At 43.4% G+C, this 21,461-nt stretch carries 25 protein-coding genes and 1 pseudogene; 8 read left to right on the forward strand and 18 right to left on the reverse strand.

Going from position 1 to position 21,461, the window contains the following annotated elements; genetic code table 11:
- Positions 1-49 precede the first annotated feature (49 nt).
- The 5 genes from LZF95_RS20240 to LZF95_RS20260 all read left to right on the forward strand — a co-directional run bounded on the left by LZF95_RS20240 (position 50) and on the right by LZF95_RS20260 (position 3,635).
- Complete coding sequence (locus tag LZF95_RS20240; protein WP_233756920.1) at positions 50-904, forward strand: hypothetical protein; 855 nt, start codon at positions 50-52, stop codon at positions 902-904.
- A gap of 87 nt (positions 905-991) precedes the next feature.
- Positions 992-1,360 carry a hypothetical protein gene (locus LZF95_RS20245; RefSeq protein ID WP_233756922.1) on the forward strand — a complete coding sequence of 123 codons (369 nt, stop codon included), beginning with the start codon at positions 992-994 and terminating at the stop codon, positions 1,358-1,360.
- 52 nt (positions 1,361-1,412) lie between these two features.
- Entirely contained in the window at positions 1,413-2,738 is a 1,326-nt protein-coding gene (locus LZF95_RS20250) for a DEAD/DEAH box helicase (RefSeq protein ID WP_233756923.1), read from the forward strand.
- Positions 2,739-2,919: 181 nt separating this feature from the next.
- The gene (locus LZF95_RS20255) at positions 2,920-3,339 is read left to right on the forward strand and encodes a VOC family protein (RefSeq protein ID WP_233756925.1); all 420 of its coding nucleotides are present in this window, start codon (positions 2,920-2,922) and stop codon (positions 3,337-3,339) included.
- Between the two features lie 14 nt (positions 3,340-3,353).
- Positions 3,354-3,635, forward strand: coding sequence for a GNAT family N-acetyltransferase (locus LZF95_RS20260; protein WP_233756926.1), 282 nt, complete (start codon positions 3,354-3,356; stop codon positions 3,633-3,635).
- Positions 3,636-3,641: 6 nt separating this feature from the next.
- Here LZF95_RS20260 and LZF95_RS20265 read toward each other — a convergent pair whose 3' ends face one another.
- The 4 genes from LZF95_RS20265 to groES all read right to left on the reverse strand — a co-directional run bounded on the left by LZF95_RS20265 (position 3,642) and on the right by groES (position 6,664).
- Complete coding sequence (locus tag LZF95_RS20265; RefSeq protein WP_233756928.1) at positions 3,642-3,785, reverse strand: hypothetical protein; 144 nt, start codon at positions 3,783-3,785, stop codon at positions 3,642-3,644.
- Between the two features lie 366 nt (positions 3,786-4,151).
- Positions 4,152-4,538 (reverse strand): response regulator, encoded by a 387-nt coding sequence (locus tag LZF95_RS20270; RefSeq protein ID WP_233756930.1) that lies wholly within the window; start codon positions 4,536-4,538, stop codon positions 4,152-4,154.
- Between the two features lie 176 nt (positions 4,539-4,714).
- Positions 4,715-6,346 carry a chaperonin GroEL gene (gene groL, locus LZF95_RS20275; protein ID WP_233756931.1) on the reverse strand — a complete coding sequence of 544 codons (1,632 nt, stop codon included), beginning with the start codon at positions 6,344-6,346 and terminating at the stop codon, positions 4,715-4,717.
- A gap of 39 nt (positions 6,347-6,385) precedes the next feature.
- Positions 6,386-6,664, reverse strand: a complete 279-nt coding sequence (gene groES / locus LZF95_RS20280; protein ID WP_086542933.1) for a co-chaperone GroES — start codon at positions 6,662-6,664, stop codon at positions 6,386-6,388.
- Positions 6,665-6,879: 215 nt separating this feature from the next.
- On the opposite strand from groES, the gene LZF95_RS20285 reads away from it, so the two are divergent.
- Positions 6,880-7,596: a hypothetical protein gene (locus LZF95_RS20285; RefSeq protein ID WP_233756933.1), complete on the forward strand. Its 717-nt coding sequence runs from the start codon at positions 6,880-6,882 to the stop codon at positions 7,594-7,596.
- 105 nt (positions 7,597-7,701) lie between these two features.
- Here the strand turns inward: LZF95_RS20285 and secG are convergent, their stop codons facing one another.
- The 12 genes and pseudogenes from secG to LZF95_RS20345 form a co-directional block, all read right to left on the reverse strand.
- A complete protein-coding gene (gene secG / locus LZF95_RS20290; protein ID WP_233756935.1) occupies positions 7,702-8,067 on the reverse strand; it encodes a preprotein translocase subunit SecG in 366 nt (121 codons plus the stop codon).
- A 12-nt stretch (positions 8,068-8,079) separates the two neighbouring features.
- Positions 8,080-8,784, reverse strand: coding sequence for a hypothetical protein (locus tag LZF95_RS20295; RefSeq protein WP_233756937.1), 705 nt, complete (start codon positions 8,782-8,784; stop codon positions 8,080-8,082).
- A 35-nt stretch (positions 8,785-8,819) separates the two neighbouring features.
- The gene (lptE, locus tag LZF95_RS20300; RefSeq protein WP_233756939.1) at positions 8,820-9,359 is read right to left on the reverse strand and encodes an LPS assembly lipoprotein LptE; all 540 of its coding nucleotides are present in this window, start codon (positions 9,357-9,359) and stop codon (positions 8,820-8,822) included.
- Positions 9,343-10,632, reverse strand: coding sequence for a sigma-54-dependent Fis family transcriptional regulator (locus tag LZF95_RS20305; RefSeq protein WP_233756941.1), 1,290 nt, complete (start codon positions 10,630-10,632; stop codon positions 9,343-9,345). Before LZF95_RS20305 ends, lptE begins: the two co-directional genes overlap by 17 nt.
- Positions 10,632-12,107 (reverse strand): tRNA (N6-isopentenyl adenosine(37)-C2)-methylthiotransferase MiaB, encoded by a 1,476-nt coding sequence (gene miaB / locus LZF95_RS20310; protein ID WP_233756943.1) that lies wholly within the window; start codon positions 12,105-12,107, stop codon positions 10,632-10,634. The genes LZF95_RS20305 and miaB overlap by 1 nt, the downstream gene beginning before the upstream one ends.
- 180 nt (positions 12,108-12,287) lie before the next feature.
- A pseudogene (locus LZF95_RS20315) lies at positions 12,288-12,485 on the reverse strand (DNA polymerase IV); the annotation flags it as partial.
- A gap of 76 nt (positions 12,486-12,561) precedes the next feature.
- Positions 12,562-14,193 (reverse strand): T9SS type A sorting domain-containing protein, encoded by a 1,632-nt coding sequence (locus tag LZF95_RS20320; RefSeq protein WP_233756945.1) that lies wholly within the window; start codon positions 14,191-14,193, stop codon positions 12,562-12,564.
- A gap of 45 nt (positions 14,194-14,238) precedes the next feature.
- A complete protein-coding gene (locus LZF95_RS20325; protein WP_233756946.1) occupies positions 14,239-14,523 on the reverse strand; it encodes a hypothetical protein in 285 nt (94 codons plus the stop codon).
- 59 nt (positions 14,524-14,582) lie between these two features.
- Positions 14,583-15,173: a hypothetical protein gene (locus LZF95_RS20330; RefSeq protein ID WP_233756948.1), complete on the reverse strand. Its 591-nt coding sequence runs from the start codon at positions 15,171-15,173 to the stop codon at positions 14,583-14,585.
- A gap of 203 nt (positions 15,174-15,376) precedes the next feature.
- Positions 15,377-16,489, reverse strand: a complete 1,113-nt coding sequence (gene dinB, locus LZF95_RS20335; RefSeq protein WP_368670792.1) for a DNA polymerase IV — start codon at positions 16,487-16,489, stop codon at positions 15,377-15,379.
- Positions 16,479-17,729, reverse strand: coding sequence for an anthranilate synthase component I family protein (locus LZF95_RS20340; protein WP_233756951.1), 1,251 nt, complete (start codon positions 17,727-17,729; stop codon positions 16,479-16,481). The genes dinB and LZF95_RS20340 overlap by 11 nt, the downstream gene beginning before the upstream one ends.
- 219 nt (positions 17,730-17,948) lie before the next feature.
- On the reverse strand, positions 17,949-18,671 hold the full coding sequence (locus LZF95_RS20345; protein ID WP_233756952.1) for a YceI family protein: 723 nt from the start codon (positions 18,669-18,671) through the stop codon (positions 17,949-17,951).
- Between the two features lie 136 nt (positions 18,672-18,807).
- Between LZF95_RS20345 and LZF95_RS20350 the strand changes: the two genes are divergently transcribed.
- On the forward strand, positions 18,808-19,329 hold the full coding sequence (locus tag LZF95_RS20350) for a gamma carbonic anhydrase family protein (protein WP_233756953.1): 522 nt from the start codon (positions 18,808-18,810) through the stop codon (positions 19,327-19,329).
- Between the two features lie 174 nt (positions 19,330-19,503).
- Here the strand turns inward: LZF95_RS20350 and pyrE are convergent, their stop codons facing one another.
- On the reverse strand, positions 19,504-20,154 hold the full coding sequence (pyrE, locus tag LZF95_RS20355) for an orotate phosphoribosyltransferase (protein WP_233756954.1): 651 nt from the start codon (positions 20,152-20,154) through the stop codon (positions 19,504-19,506).
- Positions 20,155-20,248: 94 nt separating this feature from the next.
- Between pyrE and LZF95_RS20360 the strand changes: the two genes are divergently transcribed.
- Complete coding sequence (locus tag LZF95_RS20360; RefSeq protein WP_233756990.1) at positions 20,249-20,935, forward strand: NUDIX hydrolase; 687 nt, start codon at positions 20,249-20,251, stop codon at positions 20,933-20,935.
- Here the strand turns inward: LZF95_RS20360 and coaD are convergent.
- Positions 20,923-21,378 (reverse strand): pantetheine-phosphate adenylyltransferase, encoded by a 456-nt coding sequence (coaD, locus tag LZF95_RS20365; RefSeq protein ID WP_233756955.1) that lies wholly within the window; start codon positions 21,376-21,378, stop codon positions 20,923-20,925. The two genes, LZF95_RS20360 and coaD, sit on opposite strands and share 13 nt — an antisense overlap.
- Between the last annotated feature and the right edge of the window lie 83 nt (positions 21,379-21,461).

A 21,461-nucleotide genomic window follows, 5' to 3' on the forward strand; every position in this document is an offset into this window, starting at 1 on the left:
GTGTTATTAGTTAAAAGAGGTAAGCTTAAACCACTAACCAACTATAACTATGAAATTTTACACAATTATTGTGATGATTCTGTTCACATGTATAGGGACAGCTTCCTACGCTCAAAATTCTGTATTTCAGATTTCCGATGGCAAGAAAGATTTTGAACTCCGGGCAGTTGCCGAATTGGGGTTTTTAGGAGTTCTGAGCCATAAAGTGCAGTTTGGAGAAAATGGTACTTACTTCGATTATAAAAAAAGCGGTGGGCAAAATGTTCTTTTCCCGGTAGGTAGAGTCTCACTCGAACTGGACATAAAAGAAAGAAATACCGTTATTCTATTATACCAGCCACTTACGATTCAGACACAGGCCTTGCTGACAGAGGATGTGGTAGTAAATGATTTGACATTTCCTGCTAACAGTTCCGTTGATTTACTGTACAATTTTCCCTTTTATAGAGTTAGTTATTTGCGGGAACTGCTTCCAGACCAAGAAAGATGGGGACTGGCAGTGGGGGGTAGTGTGCAGCTGAGAAATGCTACCATTACATTCGAATCCACGGACGGGGAGAGATTCCGAACTAACCAAGACGTAGGGGTGGTACCTGCATTGAAAGTGCGGAGTAGGTATGATCTATCGAAACTGCTATACCTAGAGTTGGAGGCTGACGGAATCTATGCGCCGATCAGCTATCTGAATGGCAGTGACAATGAGGTGAAGGGTGCTATTTTGGATGCAAGTATCCGATCTGGTCTTAAAGTGACCCAGGATGTAAATGCATTTCTCAATCTTCGATATCTTGGTGGAGGAGCGGAAGGCGCATCAGACGATGAGCCAGGGCCGGGAGATGGTTATGTGAAGAACTGGCTTAACTTTATTACTGTTTCGACAGGCTTTGTATATAAGTTTAATTGACGATAATTATTGTGGGAGATTGAATTTTCAGTCTCCCACTATTTTTTTTGAAACTATTTTTTTAAATTCCTTCAAACTTTTTAGCGTATGGCAATTGAGAAAAAATACTGTTTGAACTGCAATGCAGTGATCCAGGGTAGAATTGATAAGAAATTCTGTGATGATCAATGCAGGAATACCTACAATAATCAGCAGAATGCATTTTCTACCAACTATATCCGGCGGGTTAATCACAGCCTGAAGAAAAACCGCAATATTCTGGAAGGTGTCATTCCTGCAGGAGAAGATATGGGAAAAACAACCCGGGACCGTTTGCTTCGGGATGGTTTTCTGTTCAAGTATTTTACCCATATCTATGAGACCAAAAAAGGCAACATCTATCATTATTGCTATGATTATGGATATTTGGAGCTGGAGAGCGATTGGTTTTTGGTGGTGAAGGGAAAGGAAGTTTAGTGAGACAGCAGGAATAAAATGTATAGCTCACAAGAAATAGGTACTTTTGGGCGTGTCAGAAAATATCCAAGAAACCACCGCCCAGTATCTCAAAAGCCTTTCGATTGACAGCCTCAATGAAATGCAGACTGAGTTTATCTCCAGAGCTGCCAAGAATCCAAATATCGTTCTTTTGTCTCCTACAGGTTCAGGCAAAACAGTCGCGTTTTTAATCCCTCTTCTTAATTCACTGAAGGAAAATGTACGTGAAGTTCAGGCGCTGATCATTGTGCCATCCCGTGAATTGGCAATCCAGATCGAGCAGGTTTTCAAGGGTATGAAAACTCCCTTTAGAGTCAGTACAGTATATGGCGGGCACTCTTCCAAACTAGAATCGAACAGCCTAGGCGAATCGCCAGAAGTGATTATAGGTACTCCCGGAAGATTGGCAGATCATATAGGACGGGAATCGTTTGATGCCAAGACTATTCAGACTGTGGTTTTGGATGAGTTTGACAAATCACTTCAAATGGGCTTTCATGAGCAGTTGAAGGTGATTTTCGCAGCGCTCTCTGGGCAGCAAAGACATATGTTGACTTCTGCGACAGCACTGAAGCGCATGCCTGATTTTCTACCCTTTGTGGATCATCGCACCGTCAATTTTCTAAAAGATGTGGCGGAGTCCAAACTTGAGTTGAAGATCGTTCACAGTTCGAGTAAAGAAAAGGGAGAGACGCTGATGCGTTTGGTGGCAGGTTTTCAGGATGAATCCTGCATAGTATTTTGTAATCACAGGGATGCAGTGGATAGACTAAGCACCTTGCTTAATGATTATGGTTATTTTCATTCGGTTCTACATGGAGGTCTGGAGCAGATCGACCGGGAGAAGAATTTGATCAGGTTCCGGAGCAAGGTCACCAATTTGTTGATTGCTACGGATTTGGCTTCACGGGGATTGGATATTCCCGAGATCAAGCATGTGGTGCATTACCAACTACCCCCAAAAGAAGACGCTTTTATCCATAGGAATGGACGGACGGCAAGAATGCATGCCGAAGGCTTGTCTTATTTAATTCTTGCCAACGATGAATCCAAGCCAGAATATTTGGAAGGATTTATAGATGAGGTTAAAGTGGGGGAGAAGTTAGTACCGCCGATTTCCCAGGAATGGACCTGTCTATATGTGAGTGCAGGTAAAAAAGACAAGGTGAGCAAAGGCGATATCGTAGGGATGCTCACCAAAAAAGGCGGGTTGACAAGTTCGGAAATCGGTTTGATCACAATCATGGATTTTGCTTCTTATGTGGCTGTGAAAAGCAATTTGGTGCAAAAACTTCTACCCAAACTAAAGAACGAACGGGTGAAAAAAGTGAAAGTGAGAATAGAGGAAGCGAATTAGTTTTCAGTGGGGAGTTTCTCAGCGGTCAAGATGTTAACCCTATATCCATTTAATAGTGAAGTTCAATTGACATGAGTGGCGCAAGGGGGATTTCTGTCGCAATGCTTAAAAGGGGCATTGATTTCCATTTTAAACTCTCAATTTCCTTAACTTAGGGTTTGCTGAAAAACCAAGCAGTCTTATGCAAAAGCGCGTCACCGGAATAGGAGGTATCTTTTTCAAAGTAAAAGATCCGGCAAAAACCAAGTCTTGGTATCAGGAACACCTCGGGCTCAATACGGATGCTTATGGGTCTGCTTTCGAGTGGCGAAGCTCTGAAAATCCGGATCGAAAGGGCTTCACGCAATGGTCTCCTATGAAAGACGATACAGCCTATTTCAAACCTTCGGAAAAGGATTTTATGATCAATTACCGTGTAGAGAATCTTCTGGAACTGGTAAAGGAATTAAAAGCTGAAGGTGTGGTGGTCCTGGATGAGATCGATGAAACCGAATATGGCAAGTTCGTGCATATTCTGGATCCGGATGGGCATAGTATCGAACTTTGGGAGCCGGTGGATGAAGTTTATGATGAGCTGGTAGTAGGAAGAACAAAAAGCTAAAACTTACTAATGAGATGAAAATACAACACGAATTTGACGGAAAAAAAGGTTCTTTTTACCTAGAAGAAGGAGCGAAGCGCTCGGCTGAAATGGTCTATGTGATGGCTGGTCCAGCCAAGATGATCATTGAGCATACTGAAGTCGATGAAAGCCTGAAAGGGCAAGGGATAGGCGGAAAGCTACTGGAAGAATTGGTGGCCTATGTCAGGAAGGAGGAGATTAAAGTGATTCCGCTTTGTCCCTTTGCAAAAGCGATGTTTAAGAAAAAGGAAGATTTGCGGGATGTTCTTGCCTAAGATATATCAAGAAAACAGCATATATAAAAGCAAGCCGATAATAAGAGAAACCAATCCGGCGAAGAAATAGCTGCTTCTCGCAAATGAACTTCGTCTGTCCATTCTATAATTAATGCTGTCATCTATGTTTTTCAGATCGGCCTTGTCCATGTTTTTTTCTCTGGAAATACCTTCAGATCCCCTGCGTTTTGGGCGTATCTTTCCAAGGTTTCGATTTTCCTTCGAAGATTTATTTGCTGAGGAAATAAAGCCGGCACCTCCTGTCATAAAAAACTAATTGTCTTTAAAAATAGTGATTTCCTAGCGTAGTTGAAAAGTGAATTCCATGTGTCTTTTTAAAAATGCTCCAAATGCAAAGATCAGTACAAGGTAGGTCAGTGGTGTCTATTGGTCTGTATTACCCTTTTTTCTGGTTTCATATGCTGTAGCTCAAAAACCGGAACATAATCCATCTGCAGTTGATCCTGGAGATTTGGAAGCAATTTGCGCCCGTGATAAAATGAGCTGTTAGTATAATCATTGATATTTCTCCATTTGGAGCTTGATTTTCTCCAAGGTCAAGGGTTTTTCCAGAAAACCTGAGACGATGGAATATTCCTGGGCTTTAAACCTGTCCTGATAATCGATGGAGCTGGACAGGATGACTATTTTATCTTCTCTTCCGGGGTGTAGTTGCAGGTATTTATCCAGAAATTCCCAGCCATTCAATACCGGCATATTGATATCCAAAAAGATCAGGAGGGACTGCTTTGGATCCAGGTCATTGAGCCTGATGAGCGCTTCCTCACCCTCAAGGAATTCTTCTATTTTTTCAGCGATACCAACTTTTCCAAGTAGTCTTTTATTGATCAGGTTGTTTATCGGATCATCATCCACTAGAAAAATGGTGTCAAATTGAGCCATTGAGAGAATACGGGTGTGGGAAAAGGGAGTTTTATACTTAGCCAAAATACAATTAATACTGATCCAAGAAAAAGGTTTAACTACCTTTTTTAATTTTATCCTATAGAAATGCTAGTATTCAGGCAATAAAAAAGGAGGTCCCTGGGAACCTCCTTTTGGATTTTTGGAGTGGATGATTACATCATGCCGCCCATTCCTCCGCCGCCGCCCATTGGAGGCATGGCAGGAGCATCTTCTTTGATATCAGCTACTACACACTCAGTAGTCAAAAGAAGCGCGGCGATAGAGGCCGCATTTTCCAATGCCAGACGGGTTACTTTAGTAGGATCGATTACACCAGCTTTGAACAAGTCTTCATAGACATCAGTTCTGGCGTTGTAACCATAGTTTCCTTTGTTTTCCCTGATCTTATTGATCACCACGGAAGGCTCTCCACCTGCATTGGAAACAATTGTTCTGAGTGGGGACTCGATAGCCTGTCTGATGATGTTGATACCTGTATCTTCATCTTCATTTAGACCTTTGAGCTCATTAAGTGCTTCAGCAGCTCTTACCAGTGCGACACCGCCACCTACTACAACGCCTTCTTGGACGGCAGCTCTAGTAGCGTGAAGAGCATCATCTACACGGTCTTTTTTCTCTTTCATTTCCACTTCAGTGGCAGCACCGATATATAGGATAGCTACACCGCCGGATAGTTTTGCAAGTCTTTCCTGCAGTTTCTCCCTGTCGTAATCAGAAGTGGTTTTGTCGATTTGTGCTTTGATCTCAGAGATTCTGCCTTTGATGGCAGCGGCATCACCTGAACCGTTTACGATAGTCGTGTTATCCTTGTCGATGTTGATTTTCTCAGCTCTACCTAGCATGTCGATAGTCGCGTTCTCCAGTTTGAAGCCTCTCTCTTCGGAGATCACAGTGCCTCCCGTAAGGATAGCGATGTCTTCCAACATAGCCTTTCTTCTGTCACCGAAACCTGGAGCTTTCACAGCGGCCACTTTCAGAGCGCCACGGATTTTGTTTACTACTAGGGTCGCAAGAGCTTCGCCATCTACATCTTCAGAGATGATTACCAAAGGCTTACCTGACTGGGCCACTGGCTCAAGTACTGGAAGAAGCTCCTTCATGGAAGAGATCTTCTTGTCGTAGATCAAAATGTATGGTTGTTCCAGTTCAGCCTCCATTTTCTCCGTATTGGTCACGAAGTAAGGAGAAAGGTAACCTCTGTCAAACTGCATACCTTCTACAGTTTTCACTTCAGTTTCAGTGCCTTTAGCCTCTTCTACGGTGATGACACCGTCTTTGCCTACTTTGTCCATTGCATCAGAAATCATCGTTCCGATTTCCTCGTCATTGTTGGCAGATACGGTTGCCACCTGAGCGATTTCTTTGGAAGTAGAGATTTGCTTGGAGTCAGCCTGAAGTTGCTTTACCACAGCGGATACAGCTTTATCAATACCTCTCTTAAGGTCCATTGGGTTAGCTCCGGCAGCTACGTTTTTGATACCTACGCCGAAGATAGATTGGGCAAGTACAGTAGCGGTAGTAGTACCGTCACCTGCATTGTCAGCGGTTTTGGAAGCTACTTCTTTTACCAGCTGCGCACCCATGTTTTCGATTGGCTCTTCCAATTCGATTTCTTTTGCTACCGATACACCATCTTTGGTAATGGTAGGGGCACCGAATTTCTTATCGATGATCACGTTACGACCTTTTGGTCCCAAGGTCACTTTTACCGCATCTGCAAGTGCATCTACACCTTTTTTCAGCTGATCTCTCGCGCTGGTATTGAAAAATAATTGCTTAGCCATTTTGTTAAATGTTTTTGGTTAACGATTTAGGATGATTGATTAAAGGATTGCAAAGATGTCTGACTCTCTCATGATGAGGTAGTCGCTTCCTTCTACACTGAGTTCTGTGCCGGAGTATTTGCCGTACAGTACAGTGTCCCCGACTTTCACAGTCAAAGGCTCATCTTTTTTGCCATTTCCTACTGCCACTACAGTGCCTTTTTGTGGTTTCTCTTTCGCCGTATCTGGGATGTAAAGACCAGATGCTGTTTTCTCTTCAGCTGCAGCAGGTTGTACCAAAACTCTGTCTGCAAGAGGTTTGATGTTCACATTTGACATAATATAAATTCGTTTAAGGTTAGTTTAAAATGTATTTGCCTAATAGCACTTCCTGTGCCAATGAAATAATAGGGCCAAAGGCTGACAAATCGGCCGTAAATGTCCGTCAATAGGGCCGAGAGGCTAAATTTAATTGGCAGAAATCACTGCCATTTTTGCTAACAATGATACAGAATTGTCAGAATTTCGTAATTTATAGTCAAACCTATTTGCTTATGACTACACTACCTAAAAACTGGATCACAGAAGGCCACATAGATTTTGAGTATAAAAAGTATCAGTTGCTAGCCTATCTACAGGAGTCCAACAGACGATTCCAGCAAATAAAGCTTTATCCCGTTTTAGCTGAATTGATAGACCACTACCGGAATCTGCAAGAATTGAAGTCAGGTAAAACTGAATTGAAAAACCTCTTTCCAAAAACCCTGGAATCCATCGACCTCCAACGTGGGAAACTCAATTACCTTTCTACCATCAATGAGGAAGGGATTATGAAAGAGCTTTCCCTGATTACTGAATATGCCCTGCCCAAATTTGGTGCCCAGATAGAGGAAGGCAAGGCCATCTACGACTATGTGGAAGACCAGTTGGAATTCGAACCCGTGGGGATATTGCCTATCTACAATCAGGAAGGCTATATTTTGCTTTCAAGAGAAAAGAAAAAAGAAATACATGCTTTCCGGTACAAGTCTGGTTTGATACATTTTGCCGGCGAAAAATTCCGCAGTATCAGCATGTGGCTAATAGGCGTATTCCAGCGCAGTCTGGTCAATACCTTGGAAAAAATCAAAATGGATCTGGTCAAAGAAATCAAGGAGCTGCCAAACCCCGCTACGTGGAGGATTCATAGCCAGCAGGAATTCCCCATAGAGGAGACCTTGGTGCCCATCAGTAAGCGGCTTTTGTTAAAGACTGTTTCTGTCAAGTCCTAGAAGGGTTGAGTCCCCTTTTCTAAAGATTTGATTTTAAGAAAGGCATATATACAAGAAAAGTCTGCCCTTTCGGAGCAGACTTTATGTGCTGAGCGACTATTTCACTTAGTCAACTGAGTCAGTATCACTTTCTTCAGGAGCCTCTTCAGTAGCGGCAGGAAGTAGGCTTTCATCCTCGCCAAATGAAGGGGCAACTATTTGCTGCTTGGCGTTCTCGATATTTGGAGATGAAAACTGATTGGATTGAGGGCCGCCATAAAACGCAGATGAGGCCAAGGAAAGCACCAATATGGAAACCGCCAAAACCCAGGTGGCTTTCTCCAGTACGTTTCCGGTACGGGTCACACCCATGATTTGGGAGGCGCCTCCTCCAAATGCTGCACCAACACCTCCTTTAGAGTTCTGGCCTAAGATTACTAAAATCAGCAGTACTGCCAATATTAGAATAATTGTAATCAATAAAGTAAACATATTAAGTGGGTGTTAATCTTTCAGTTTTTCAATCAAGTCCGCAAAGTAAGCCCTTTTATCCGGAAACTTCAATAGCAATTTCTCATAAATTTCGATGGCCAGCTGCTTCTTCCCTTGTTTTGCAAGAATTTTCGCATAAGACTCTGACAGAAGATTGTCATTGATTTTGGTGCTGTTGGCTGCCAGATTTTCGGTATTCTGGTTTGCCTCGATCTCTTTGATGGTGGCTAGCTTTATGGTTTTTTTGCTAAAAGCTTTGATCAGATCAATCTGCTCCTTTTTCTTCGTATCAAGTATTGCTTTTTTTTCTTTTTTCTTGATGGTCTCTATAAGATCATCCTGCGGTGGTTTTCTTCTTCTTGGCCTTGACTTGGCCGGTGCGGCTTTGACCTCCGGATGGGGCTCACTTTTATGGGTTGCGGCTTCCTCGGGAACAGGGTCTTTTGGCTTCTCTATCGACACTTTTGCACTAGGGACCTCCATTGCTGGCTTTTCTATCAGGCTTTTAAGCCAAACTCTGTCAGGACTCGTAATGGCTGCATAGCCTAGTGTCGGGATGTTTTCGATACCGTCTTTCTGATATTCAAATCGGGCCGTGAGGACGTAGGGAATCTGGAAATAAGGGAAATTCTCCCGCACTTTCTGCAACCGCAGGATGTCAGATCTATCTAAGGAATCTGATTTTTGGATTATTTCTAAAAACTGGGCTGCGTTCACGTGCGGTTTTCTTTTGATTAATGAATATAGGCAATTTACCAGTTGGCAACTGTAGCTGTGAAAATATCCTGAATGATACTGGTGAAAATCTCATCCACCAACTCGCTTTCCACATCCAGGAAGGTGGTGGTCCGTGGGTCATAATCCTGGAAAAAGGAAAACGGACGTTTTAGATTTTCGGTTTCATCGGTGGTGTTGATATATTCTACCTCTACTCTTATAGTGAGCCGCATGGTACCTGCACGATCAGGACGGTTGGGGTCTCCACTGGATACAGCCGCCTGGGGAGTGAGGGTGTATCCTGTGATAGCTCCCATAAACTGCAGGTTACCATTGGTACGTACCAGTTCCAGCTGGGTGTTTCTCTGGTAATATTCCTTCAGTGCTTCTGTGAATCGTTGCTCAATATTGGCAGGTCCTCCCCCGGAGTCATTGAAGAAGTTTTCTACGGTGAAGGTCTTGACCACATCATAGTTGATATTGGTGCCGGTGAAGCTGTATTTGACTGAGCAGCTTTGGAATAGGAAAAAGACCAATCCCAGTGCAAGTACTGGAAGCTTATTGGTCAATTTCATATTGCTTGATTTTTCTATATAGGGTACGCTCAGAGATCCCCAGATCGCTGGCCGCATACTTTCTTTTATTGTTATGCTTTCGCAAAGCTCTTAGGATCATCTCTTTTTCTTTCTTTTCCAGCGAGAGGGAGTTGTCATCCTCTTCGTGGATAATGTCCTCGATGGCATCATCTTCATAACCATCGTCTTGGGATGGGCCGGATTTATTGGAATCTATCACCAAAGGAACGTAACTAGGGTTGGATTCCGTATTTTCCTTGGTGCCAAATCCACTATCCATATCCTCGAACAGCCCCTGATGCTTTTGGATGATGTTCGAATTCAACCCGCCACTATGGTAACTTTCTAGCACCAGTTTCTTCAACTCATTCATGTCCTTTTTCATATCAAAAAGCACTTTGTACAATAAATCCCGCTCGGAGAAATCCGTGGTTTCCCCGCTTTTTGATTGGTGAGGAAGCGCCATCGGCAGTCGTGAGTTGTCTGAAGGAAGGTATTTCGACAAGGTAGCCGCATCCACTTCCCGCTCATTTTCCAGCAGTGAGATCTGTTCCGCTATATTCTTCAATTGACGGATGTTGCCCGGAAAAGAGTACCGCATTAATGCCGCCTGAGCTTCAATATCCAGCGAGATAGGGCGCACGTGATATTTTTCAGAGAAGTCCGAGGTGAACTTTCTGAACAGCAACACCACATCCTCTCCGCGCTCACGAAGCGGGGGGACAAAGATCGGGACGGTATTCAGCCGATAATAGAGGTCTTCCCTGAATTTGCCTTTTTCCACTGCATTGAGCAGTTTGACATTGGTAGCGGTGATTACCCGAACATTGGTTTTCAGGACTTTTGAGGAGCCTACCTTGATGAATTCCCCGTTTTCCAGCACCCGGAGTAGCCTAGCCTGGGTTCCCAGTGGCATTTCACCTATTTCGTCCAGAAATATTGATCCTCCATCGGTAACTTCGAAATACCCTTTTCTGGCTTCATGAGCACCGGTAAAGGAGCCTTTTTCATGTCCGAAAAGCTCGGAATCGATAGTTCCCTCAGGAATCGCCCCACAGTTGATCGCGATGAATTTGCCGTGTTTTCTCAGGCTTAAGGAATGGATGATCTTGGAAAAACTCTCCTTACCACTGCCACTTTCCCCGGTGATCAGGACAGTCATGTCTGTAGGGGCGGCCTGCATAGCTACCTGTATCGCATGGTTCAGATGCGGACTGTTGCCAATGATCCCGAAGCGTTGTTTTACGCTTTGAATTTCTGGGTTTGTTATCATTAAAAACTCGGGTTTACTTCGATCACTTCGCCAAACAGCGTTGCCGGTGTACAGTCGGTGATTTTTACTTTTATGTAATCCCCTTTGGAGTAGTTTCCAGTAGGTACGATCACTACTTTATTGGCTGAGTTCCGTCCTTTTAGTTCCTCTGCTGATTTTTTGGAAGTCCCTTCTATCAGTATGAGCTGCTCCTTGCCAAGATCCAGTTTATTCCGCTCATGCGAAAGCGAACTTTGCTTGGTGATCACCTCGGCCAGCCTTCTTTTCTTCACCTCCAACGGGATGTCATCCGCATATTTTTTTGCGGCCAAAGTCCCCGGTCTCTCTGAATAGAAGAACATGTAAGAAAAATCGAATTTCACAATGTCCATTAAGGAAAGTGTGTCCTGATGCTCTTCCTCCGTTTCGCTGCAGAATCCTGTGATCATATCCGAGGATATGCCGCATTCCTCTCCTAGGATTTCCCTGATTTTGGCTACCCGCTCCAGATACCATTCCCTGTCGTAGGTTCTGTTCATCATTTCCAATACTCTGGAATTTCCGCTCTGGGCAGGCAGATGGATGTATTTGCAGATATTATCGTACTTCTTCATCGTATATAGTACCTCGTCGGTGATATCCTTGGGATGGGAAGTGGAGAACCTGATTCTGAGTGAAGGATCTACCAAAGCTACCATTTCGAGCAAATTGGCAAAGTTGATTACCGTAGATACTTGTTCTTCTTTTTTATTCAGTCTGGCTTTGTTGTTTTCCTCAGGGGACCACTTGTAGCTGTCCACATTTTGGCCCAGCAAAGTCACTTCCTTGTATCCCTGGGAGAAAAGCTGCTTGGCTTCTTCTACTATGGAGTAGGGGTCTCGGCTTCTTTCCCTGCCCCTGGTGAAGGGCACCACGCAGAAGGAGCACATATTGTCACATCCCCGCATGATGGAGATAAACGCGGACACCCCGTTGGAATTTAGCCGTACAGGTGCGATATCAGCGTAGGTTTCCTCACGGGAAAGAAAAGTGTTAACGGCTTTCTGTCCCTCTTCTGCTACGGCAAGTAGATTAGGCAGGTCACGGTAGGCATCAGGGCCTACGACTATGTCCACGATTTTCTCTTCTTCTAGGAGCTTCTCCTTCAGACGCTCTGCCATGCATCCCAGCACACCTATGGTCATCTCAGGATTGCTCTTTTTAGCCCTGTTGAAGTCCGAGAGTCGTTTTCTGACTGTCTGTTCGGCTTTTTCGCGTATGGAACAGGTATTCAGGAAGATCACATCTGCCTGATTAAAGTCTGAGGTAGTATCAAACCCGCCTTCCTTCATGATAGACGCGACAATCTCCGAATCAGCGAAATTCATGGCGCAGCCGTAGCTCTCTATATACAGTTTCCGGGTTTTGCCGGTATTTTCATCTACAGTGGTTTTGAAGTCGCAGGCTTGTGCTTCTTCCCCTGAAATGATATCTATGTCTGCAATCAAATTATTCATGTACTTGGGTATTTCCATTCTTTCGGAGGGCGAAATTACGAAAATGCGGACAAAATGGCAGAAAGTATGATTCTTTATTTTGTTAAAACGCCTAAAGTTGGGTCACTGGGTTTATCTTCATTTGAGTAGGCATTTTTAGTACTTCCAAATAGTAGGCCATTTGGAGGGAATGAAGCCTTCCTATTCTTCAAAAGGTATCCTTAGCTGCTCACCAAAATGCTGATGTTCTTCCACTATGTTGAGATTGGAGACGCCAAGTCCTAGAAGGCGGATAGATTTTCCGAACGACTCTTGGACCAAAAGTTCCTGAGCGATCTCCCAGATGTTTTCTTCATCGGGATATTGCTCTTGGGTTTTGCTGCGGGTCTGTTGGGTGAAATCAGAGAATTTTTAATAAAAATAAGGAGGGGAAAGAATCAGTATAATTATTATTATATCCCCTCCAATATTTACCTTACTTTTGAACAATCAGTTTTTCCTGATAGACCTCATTAGAATTAACCAGATATACGATATAAATACCATTTTTCAGATTATTTATATCCAGTTCATACCTACCCTGCACTTTTCTGTTGAAAAAAACATTATCTCCGGTCGAATTGAATATAAATAATTGATACAGTCCTTTTTCATCGGGGCATTCGATGGTCGTGGAAGAAGTTGCTGTATTTGGGAAAATACGCATATTTCCATGCGATACTTCCTTCATCTCTTCTTGGGTTTCCTGTTTTTCTCCCTCTAAACTCTCTTCCTCATTTATTTCCTTTTCTATTTCTTCAGTTTCCTCTTCTTCAGCTCGCATGCTATTACATTGTTGTTCCGGATATCGGGCTACTCCAATAGTTCCCTGGATATTGGAGGTACAACCGGGAACACTTATGTTAACATGTAATGAACTACCATTATAGCCATCAAAAATAATATATGGAAATCGGGTTCCCTGTCCATCAATAATAGTAGCATTTGTAACAGACCATGTATAGGTAGCATTTTCATAGAAAGGCACTTGGTAAGAATAACCGATATTTGGACATACCACGTATGGGCCTTCAATTGTGACTGAAGACATATTCATTACTTCAAAAGTGGCCTCAAATGTACCGCAGTTTGGACGTACCCGAATCGTCCCTCCACTGGACACATTTTTTTGCACCACCACGGAATTTGTGCCCTGGCCACTGATAATGGAATATCCTTGGGGAACTTCCCAGGTATAAGTATTGATACCCGGTAAAGCATTAACAGTATAAGTAGAGGACTGATTAATGCACAGCTGTGAGTTACCAGTTATGGAGAAATTTACCGGAGTTATTCCAATATCACTGATGAAACCAATCATTGTCCCTATCTGGAGAGGACTGAAGTTGTTGAAACACTGTGTAGGAGCATAGCTCATGATATTGGCGACATTTGGCTGCCAGTTCTCTCCCCAATTGTCCGTTCCTCCTATTGCGGTAAGGTAATTGCAGTTATTTACATAAGAAACATTAGGAAGCCTGCCAGCCCATACTAAGGCAGGATCAGCAGGTGTATCACAGAGAAAATCCCCGTTAACCTCACATTTTCTCTGCCCTATAGTACTGACGCAGGCAAGACCTTGTGTACGGGATCTGCTTACCGATTCTTGATAGCAGTCCCCGCAGTCTTCATTTTTATCATGGTTGTTGTTTCTTCCGGGATGGTGGGTATGGAACAATCCCAAGTTATGTCCAACTTCGTGGGCAAGTATTCCTGATATCACTTCCTCCGTCAGAAAAAATGTTTCCACAGCACTGGCATAATTCGGATTATACCAAGGGAATTGGGCACGGCCTCCCCAAGCACCTGATTCAATCACAAAGTGAATATTTAATGCCCCGGGAATTCTATTGTTAGTAATATAAGTATTGTAAAATGCTGCTCCGTTATTGGCAAAATCACTATTGTTGATCTCATCTACATCGCAGAGTAGATAAAAGCGGATATTGGTTTGTGAACTATAGAGATCATTAAGGCCTTCAATAACCTGCTCCAATTGAGCCAAGGTAATATTACCTGTACCATTGTTTTGCCGATAAATCCAGGCTTTTATTGGGATATAACGCAAAGATGTCTGATTGGAGACCATATTTTCCCTTATAGATAAAATTTCTTAATTATCCCCAAGTCGGTTCAGGTAGTTTTCATCAATATTAAATCCCTCTTTAATGAGATTATCTACCAGTAACTGATTATTGCCAAAGAAAACAGCTTTTTTATAGTCATCCGGTTCGCTGACCGTTCCACAGAATGCTTCTAGGGGTTCCTTTTGCTCCTGACCGAATATAGAACCGGCACCAATAAAAGTGCAGATCAATAAAACAAAGAAAACTTTAGCCCGAGAGAATGGGAATAAAAGTGGGGCTTTTTGGAAATAATGTGTAAAAGATTGTTTCATAGTTCTTACTATTTTGGGTTAACAAATACATGTATTACAATATAAATTACTAGATTTCTCTAATTTCCTTTTATAATTTTCAATATCCACGGATATCTATGTGCCTGTGTGGATACAACTTCATTGTCGTCAAAATAGTAAATACCTGAAGTAGTATTGCCGGTATCCGGTAACCATTTATAACTGGTTACCAGCTCACCGTTGTAGAAAACTGCAATACCACCTTGCATCACATGGTTTTGTTCGGTAACTATTGATGTGGAATGAACTCTAAGCGTATCTATATCACTTTCGGAAAAGCGATATAGATAATAATAATCACGCTTAAGAGACTGTTCTTTGTATTCTATGGTTTCTTCTACGTTGCCCCCTACTATCATAGGACCGAAGAATGTATCTTCTTTCATACTAGAGAGCCCCACAGGAAGCCATTCGAATTCGTTTCCAAAAGGGATTAGGTTGCCATTATGGTCAAGTTGGGCATTTACGATTTCAACATAAGATTCGGGCAGTTTTTTACCATCTGTATCTACGAAATCGAAATAAAGATAAATCCAAGCGGGATAATCTGAGTTTGGTGTATCATCTTGGTTACAGCCTGCTAGTGAAAAAAATGAGGCAAGAATTGGAAGAAATAAATAAGTTCTCATATCATCATTGGTTTAAGTGTCTGATTAACTTACTTCTTATTCCCCGTACGTGATCAACATCAGAAATGCTACAATTACCTAATATAAAATTTCGGACAATAACCTATAACTTGCTAATTTAACTGCAGAATCCTTTAATATGGGTGTAAAAATTTGTGCGCATCCGAATCTGTACATGTATTGGAGGTGTACATGGGATAACTTTAGGGATCATTAGAATCAAAAGGTATTTTCAGCTGCTCACCAAAATGCTGATGTTCTTCCACTATGTTGAGATTGGAGACGCCAAGTCCTAGAAGGCGGATAGATTTTCCGAACGACTCTTGGACCAAAAGTTCCTGAGCGATCTCCCAGATGTTTTCTTCATCGGGATATTGCTCTTGGGTTTTGCTGCGGGTCTGTTGGGTGAAGTCCGAAAATTTGATTTTCAGGGTTATGGTACGGCCTTTTATACCGGATTTCTTTATCCGTCTGATCAGTTCATCGCAGATGGGCTTTAAGGCTGCCAGCAAATCTTCGGTGGCCAACAGGTCATTGGCAAAGGTGTTTTCTGCACTTAGGGATTTTCTGATACGATGCGGTTGCACCTCGGAGAGATGGATGCCACGGACGATGTTGAAGTAATGGATACCTGATTTGCCAAATTTCCGGGTGAGGTACTGCAGTGAAAACTGCTTTAAATCCTTGCCAGTGTGGATGCCCAGACTACCCATTTTTTCTGCCGTCACTTTTCCTATCCCAAAGAATTTTTTGATAGGGAGCTTTTCCAGAAACTCCTCAGCTTCCTCAGGCAGAATCACTGCCTGTCCATTGGGTTTATTGAGGTCTGAGGCGATCTTTGCCAGAAATTTATTGTAAGAAACACCTGCGGAGGCATTTAAACCTGTTCGTTCTTTGATTTTTTGACGGATCTGTCTGGCAATAAGGATAGCGGATCTGAGCTCTTTTTTATTCTCCGTCACATCCATAAATGCCTCATCCAAGGAAAGAGGCTCTACCAAGTCTGTGTATTCATAAAAAATCTCCCGGATTTGACTGGATATCTCCCGGTACCGTTCAAATCTGGCAGGTGCAAAAATCAGTTGAGGGCATTTCCTGGCTGCCAAGACCGAAGGCATAGCGGAATAAACGCCATATTTCCGGGCCTCATAACTTGCCGCAGCAATCACCCCTCTGGCAGCATTTCCGCCCACTACCAGTGGTTTACCTCGCCATTCTGGGTGATCCAGTTGCTCCACGGAAGCGTAAAATGCATCCATGTCCACATGGATGATTTTGCGGGTTGGACTGGTTATATTTTCCTGGTCATTTTCCACTGAGCACTTCTAGAATTGCCTGGGCCTTGAGGCCACATTCCTCATATTCCTGTTCTGGGTCAGCATCATAGGTGACTGCGCTCCCCACTCCAAAATAGAGTTTTTTCACTTCGAGATCAGCTATGATGCTCCGTATAATCACGGAGAAATCAAAATCCCCATTTTTCTCAATCACTCCAAAAGCACCCGAAAACCAGCCTCTTTTGAAGCTTTCCAGTTCATCGATGATTTCCATGGTGCGGATCTTTGGCGCACCTGTCATGCTTCCCATGGGGAAGGATGCGTGGATGATGTCGGAGAAGCCTATCTCTTCTTTCAACTCGGAAACTATGGTACTGATCATCTGAAACACGCGCGGCAAGGGGTAGATTCCAAAAAGCTCCCTGACTTGGACAGTTCCTGTCACGGAAATCTTGGACAGATCATTTCGCATCAGATCTGTGATCATCAGGTTTTCTGCCTGCTCCTTTTCACTGGAGGCTAGAATACCCTTGTTCCTTCTATCTTCGGTTTCTGAACGTCCGCGCTTGATGGTTCCTTTGATAGGTTGGGCAATGATCCTACTCCCGGTTCTTTTCAGGTATCGCTCGGGAGAGGCTGAAACTAGCCATTGCGATTTAGCTTTGAAAAGAGCGGAAAAAGGCATGGCAGAAAGACTGTTGAGCTTGAAATAGGCTCCTATTGGATCCCAGGCTTCAAAGGATCCTGAATAGGCCTGACAAAAGTTGCATTCATAAGTGTTGCCTTCTACAATGTGATCTTGAATGGTTTTGACTGTTTGAAGATAGCTTTCTCTAGTAAGCTGAGGACTGACATGGCAGCGGGTATTTGGAGTTCGTGGGATTTCCATGTGTTCTATTTCATCCCAGAACAGCCTATCCAGTTCATGAGCCGAATGGATTTCATTTTGGTGAAAGTCCATCGATAGCGTAGGTAGGAAAAAGCATAGTTCAGGAAGTTCAAAAAAGGCAGGGTTGACACTTTGGAGCTTTTCCAGCCTATTTTTGAAGTCGTATCCTATTATTCCCACCCTTGCGAAATCCGCATGCTCGCTCCAGAGTTCGTTTTCTGCAAGCTGTTTGTTTCCCGCAAAGAACCTTGTGGCAAAAGGTTCTTCAGGATAGCTATGGCCATTTCCATTGCTAAAGGCGAAAAAGTCAAAATGTAGGTCTGCCCAACGGCAAAGTTTTTCGATCCAGGATTTATCCGGAATAGGGTAGATGAATGAGGGTCTGGACATGGCAAGACAAAAAAAAGAGGAAATCGGCTGATTTCCTCTTTAAATCCAGAATAGTTAATTCTTTGTGATTATCTGCAATGATGCCAGTAGTGATATTTCCTTGTTGTACTGGCTAGAAGACCGATGACGGGTGACCGAAGTGGCCTCTATGCTTGCGTTTTCTGGATCCTATGGTGCTTTTATTGCTTTATTGGGACAAAAGCTGATATGCATTAATTCTTAATTTGCTTTTGTATCCAAAACGATAGACACGCTGTTGTAAATGAATTTGTCTTTTGTCTTGTCAGTAGCGGAAGCCTCGTCACCATAGGAAAGACCCCAGTCTGTTCTGTCGATGTTGAACCCTGCCTTCACAGTTGCAGTTCCGTTTGATATGCTTACCGCTGCTGGGAACTTGATGTTTTTGGTGGTTCCTCTCATGGTAAGGTTACCGCTGATCCAATGCGTAGGAGCATCAGGTGCCAATTCAGAATCAGATGAAGGGGTGTATTCAGTTTCAAATTCATCTTTGTCTGAAACAGAGTCGCTTGAAGAGAACGGTTCCACCGAAGTGATTTCAAAGGTGGCGGTAGGGTGGGTGGCTGCATCAAAAAAATCTGCTGACTGCAGATGGCCATGAAGCTTGCCATAATCTTCAGAACCTGCTTCCAGGTCGTGAATTTCCAACTTAGTGATGTCGAAAGTGATTTTTCCACCGGCGATTGTCTCACCTTGGGTAGTTAGGGTGCCTTCTACTGCGGGGATTATGCCGTTGTGCTGTCCGGCAGGTTTGTAACCAGTCCAGGCAATAGTACTTGCTCCGGTATCAACAGTTAGAGTAGTTCCCTCTGCCTGAGCTACTTCTTGTGCGTCAGTTGCTTCTACGGTGTCGCCAGATTTGCCGCAGGCAAATGTCATAAGAGCCGCTGCTAGGATTAATCCTGATTGTTTGATTGTTTTCATTGTGATGAGTTTAGATTCTAATTTAAATGTATATACACGAAAACTCAAATTTTGTCAAAAAGTTCGTTACTCAAAAGAAAAAGTGAAACTTTGTTTCTGATTAATTAATAATTGAAACGGAATAGGTTCTAGAAAAATGGCATTGCTAGTAGAAGTAAACGGTAAAAAGCCGGTATTTGGGGACAGTTGTTGGTTGGCGCCAAATTCCACGGTGGTGGGGGACGTAATCATGGGAAATAACTGTACCGTGTGGTTCAATGCCGTGATCCGTGGGGACGTGCATGAGATCCGTATCGGCAATGACACCAACATACAGGACGGGGCTGTGATTCACTGCACTTATCAAAAAGCAGGTACCTATATTGGAGATCAGGTATCCATAGCCCATAATGCGATCGTTCATGGATGTACTATACACGACAGGGTTCTGATTGGGATGGGGGCGATTGTGATGGATGGGGCAGAGGTGCATTCCGGCGCTGTGATTGCGGCCGGAGCGGTGGTGCTGGCCAATACGATTGTAGAAGCGAATTCCATTTATGCGGGCATGCCAGCGCGGAAAGTCAAGGATACCGGAGCGGTGATGGAAGAAGTTATCACCAGAACAGCCAAAAATTACCCTATGTATGCAGGTTGGTATCCTTCCGAAGCAAAGTAAAATGAGCAGGAACTGTCTTAAAGTACCTGCTCATTCTCAGCCGGAGCGAAGTCTATCAGTAGATTTATAGGCTAGTCTTAGACTCCTCGCCATCGTGATCTATGCTGCCCTCTTTACTTTTTACTACACTGCTGATCTTAGTACTTCTGGGCCAGTCTCTGTGAACGGTTTAAATTAAACTTGCTTTTTCCAGTTTTCCGGGTCTTTTCTCCATTCGGATAGTGACGCTAGGGCATCGTTGGTAATATAATTTCTCTTTACAGCCCTAGGCAGCATTGCTTCGTAGTGGCTGAGGCAGACCAGCTTCATATTGGCTTTTTCAAAATTTTGTGCGGCCACATCAAAGCCGTAGCTGAAGATGGCTACCATCCCCAGGACTTCAAAGCCCGCATCCAACAGATCCTGGGTAGCTTTGAGGGAACTCCCTCCTGTGGAGACTAAATCTTCTACGACGACTGCTTTTTGTCCCGGGACTACCTTTCCTTCGATCATGTTTTCCATTCCATGCCCTTTAGGCTTGGATCGTACGTAGATGAAGGGCAAGTCTAGCTCATTGGCCAGTAAGGCGCCCTGAGGAATTCCTGCGGTCGCTACTCCGGCGATAGCTTCGACATTGGGGAAATAATGTTGGATACATCTTACCAGCTGATCTTTTATCAGCGTCCTCACTCCAGGAAAAGAAAGGGAGAGTCTGTTGTCACAATAGATAGGTGATTTCCATCCAGAGGCCCAGGTGAAGGGTTTTTCAGGCTGTAGGCGGATTGCCTGGATTTCCAATAATTTATCAGCTACTTCAGCAGCTACATTCGCATCTAAAATTTCCATGGATCAAAATTAAGAGATTAACGCAGGTTAAGGTTGTGGCAAGGTAAAAAAATATGCACTTTTGGCATATTCCAACCATGCCTTTGATTCGCCCATGAGAATCTTTGTGAACGACAAACCGTTTGACCTGATAAGCTACGAGGAGCTGAACCCGTCGAAGTCCTATGAGGCAGTTTACCATCATCTGGAGGAGCTTCCTACCAATTTGCCCTGGAAAGATGATATTCTATTCCATGAACCTTCCCATGACCTCATTATCCGATTACTGTATTTATTGCGTACCCGTAAGCTAAAGGATCTGGATTCCATCACCTTGGTAAGCAAGGATAAGTCGGCGTTGAAGAAATTTGTAAAAAGCCGCTTTTTTACCATCAAAGCCGCAGGCGGGGTAGTTGCAAAAAAGGATAAAATATTATTGATCTACAGACTTGGAAAATGGGATTTCCCCAAAGGCAAATTCGAGAAAGGGGAGACCCCAAAGCAATGTGCGGTAAGGGAGGTGGAAGAGGAGTGTGCGATAAAAGTGAAAGCAGGGGGCAAAATCTGCAATACTTGGCATACCTACACCCAAAACCGGAAAAGCATCCTTAAAAAAACATATTGGTTTGAGATGGACTGTCTTGACGATGCCCTGATGACACCGCAAAAAGAAGAGGGAATTGAGGATATCAGGTGGTTTTCGGAGGGAGATGCAAAAATAGCCTTGGTAAACTCCTACCCATCGATGCGATACCTGTTCAAGCAGTACATAAAAAATCACCTGAAAGCTCAGACGTTGTAGGGAAGAAACTCCGTCACATCACCTCCGAATCGATGGACTTCCCTGATTATAGTGGAACTGATAGCGGCATAGCGAGGAGAGGTGATCAAAAAAACGGTTTCCAATTCATGATTCAAATACCGGTTCATTTGGCTGATCGTATTTTCATATTCAAAATCCGTGGTGTTTCTCAGGCCTCTTATCAAGAACTGGGCATTATGCTTTTTGGCCAGGGTGGAGGTGAGTTCATTATAGACGATGACTTTTACCTCAGGAGTATTTTCATACACGCCTTTCACCTTGGCTACCATGGCATCTATGTCAAAGTACCGGGTTTTTTTGCTGGAATTATATCCTATGCCGATGATCACTTCATCGAATAAGTTCAAGCTTCTCATCACGATGTCGTGATGGCCCAGCGTGTAGGGATCGAATGAGCCTGGGAAAATGGCAATTTTTTTCATCTTCATTGTGTCTGTCCAAAACTAAAGGAAATCACTTTTTGAGTTCAAAGGAGAAATTGGGACCTGCCCGTTTTAGTAATACC

It is taken from the genome of Algoriphagus sp. AGSA1 (assembly GCF_021390545.1).
Classification (GTDB): Bacteria; Bacteroidota; Bacteroidia; order Cytophagales; family Cyclobacteriaceae; genus Algoriphagus.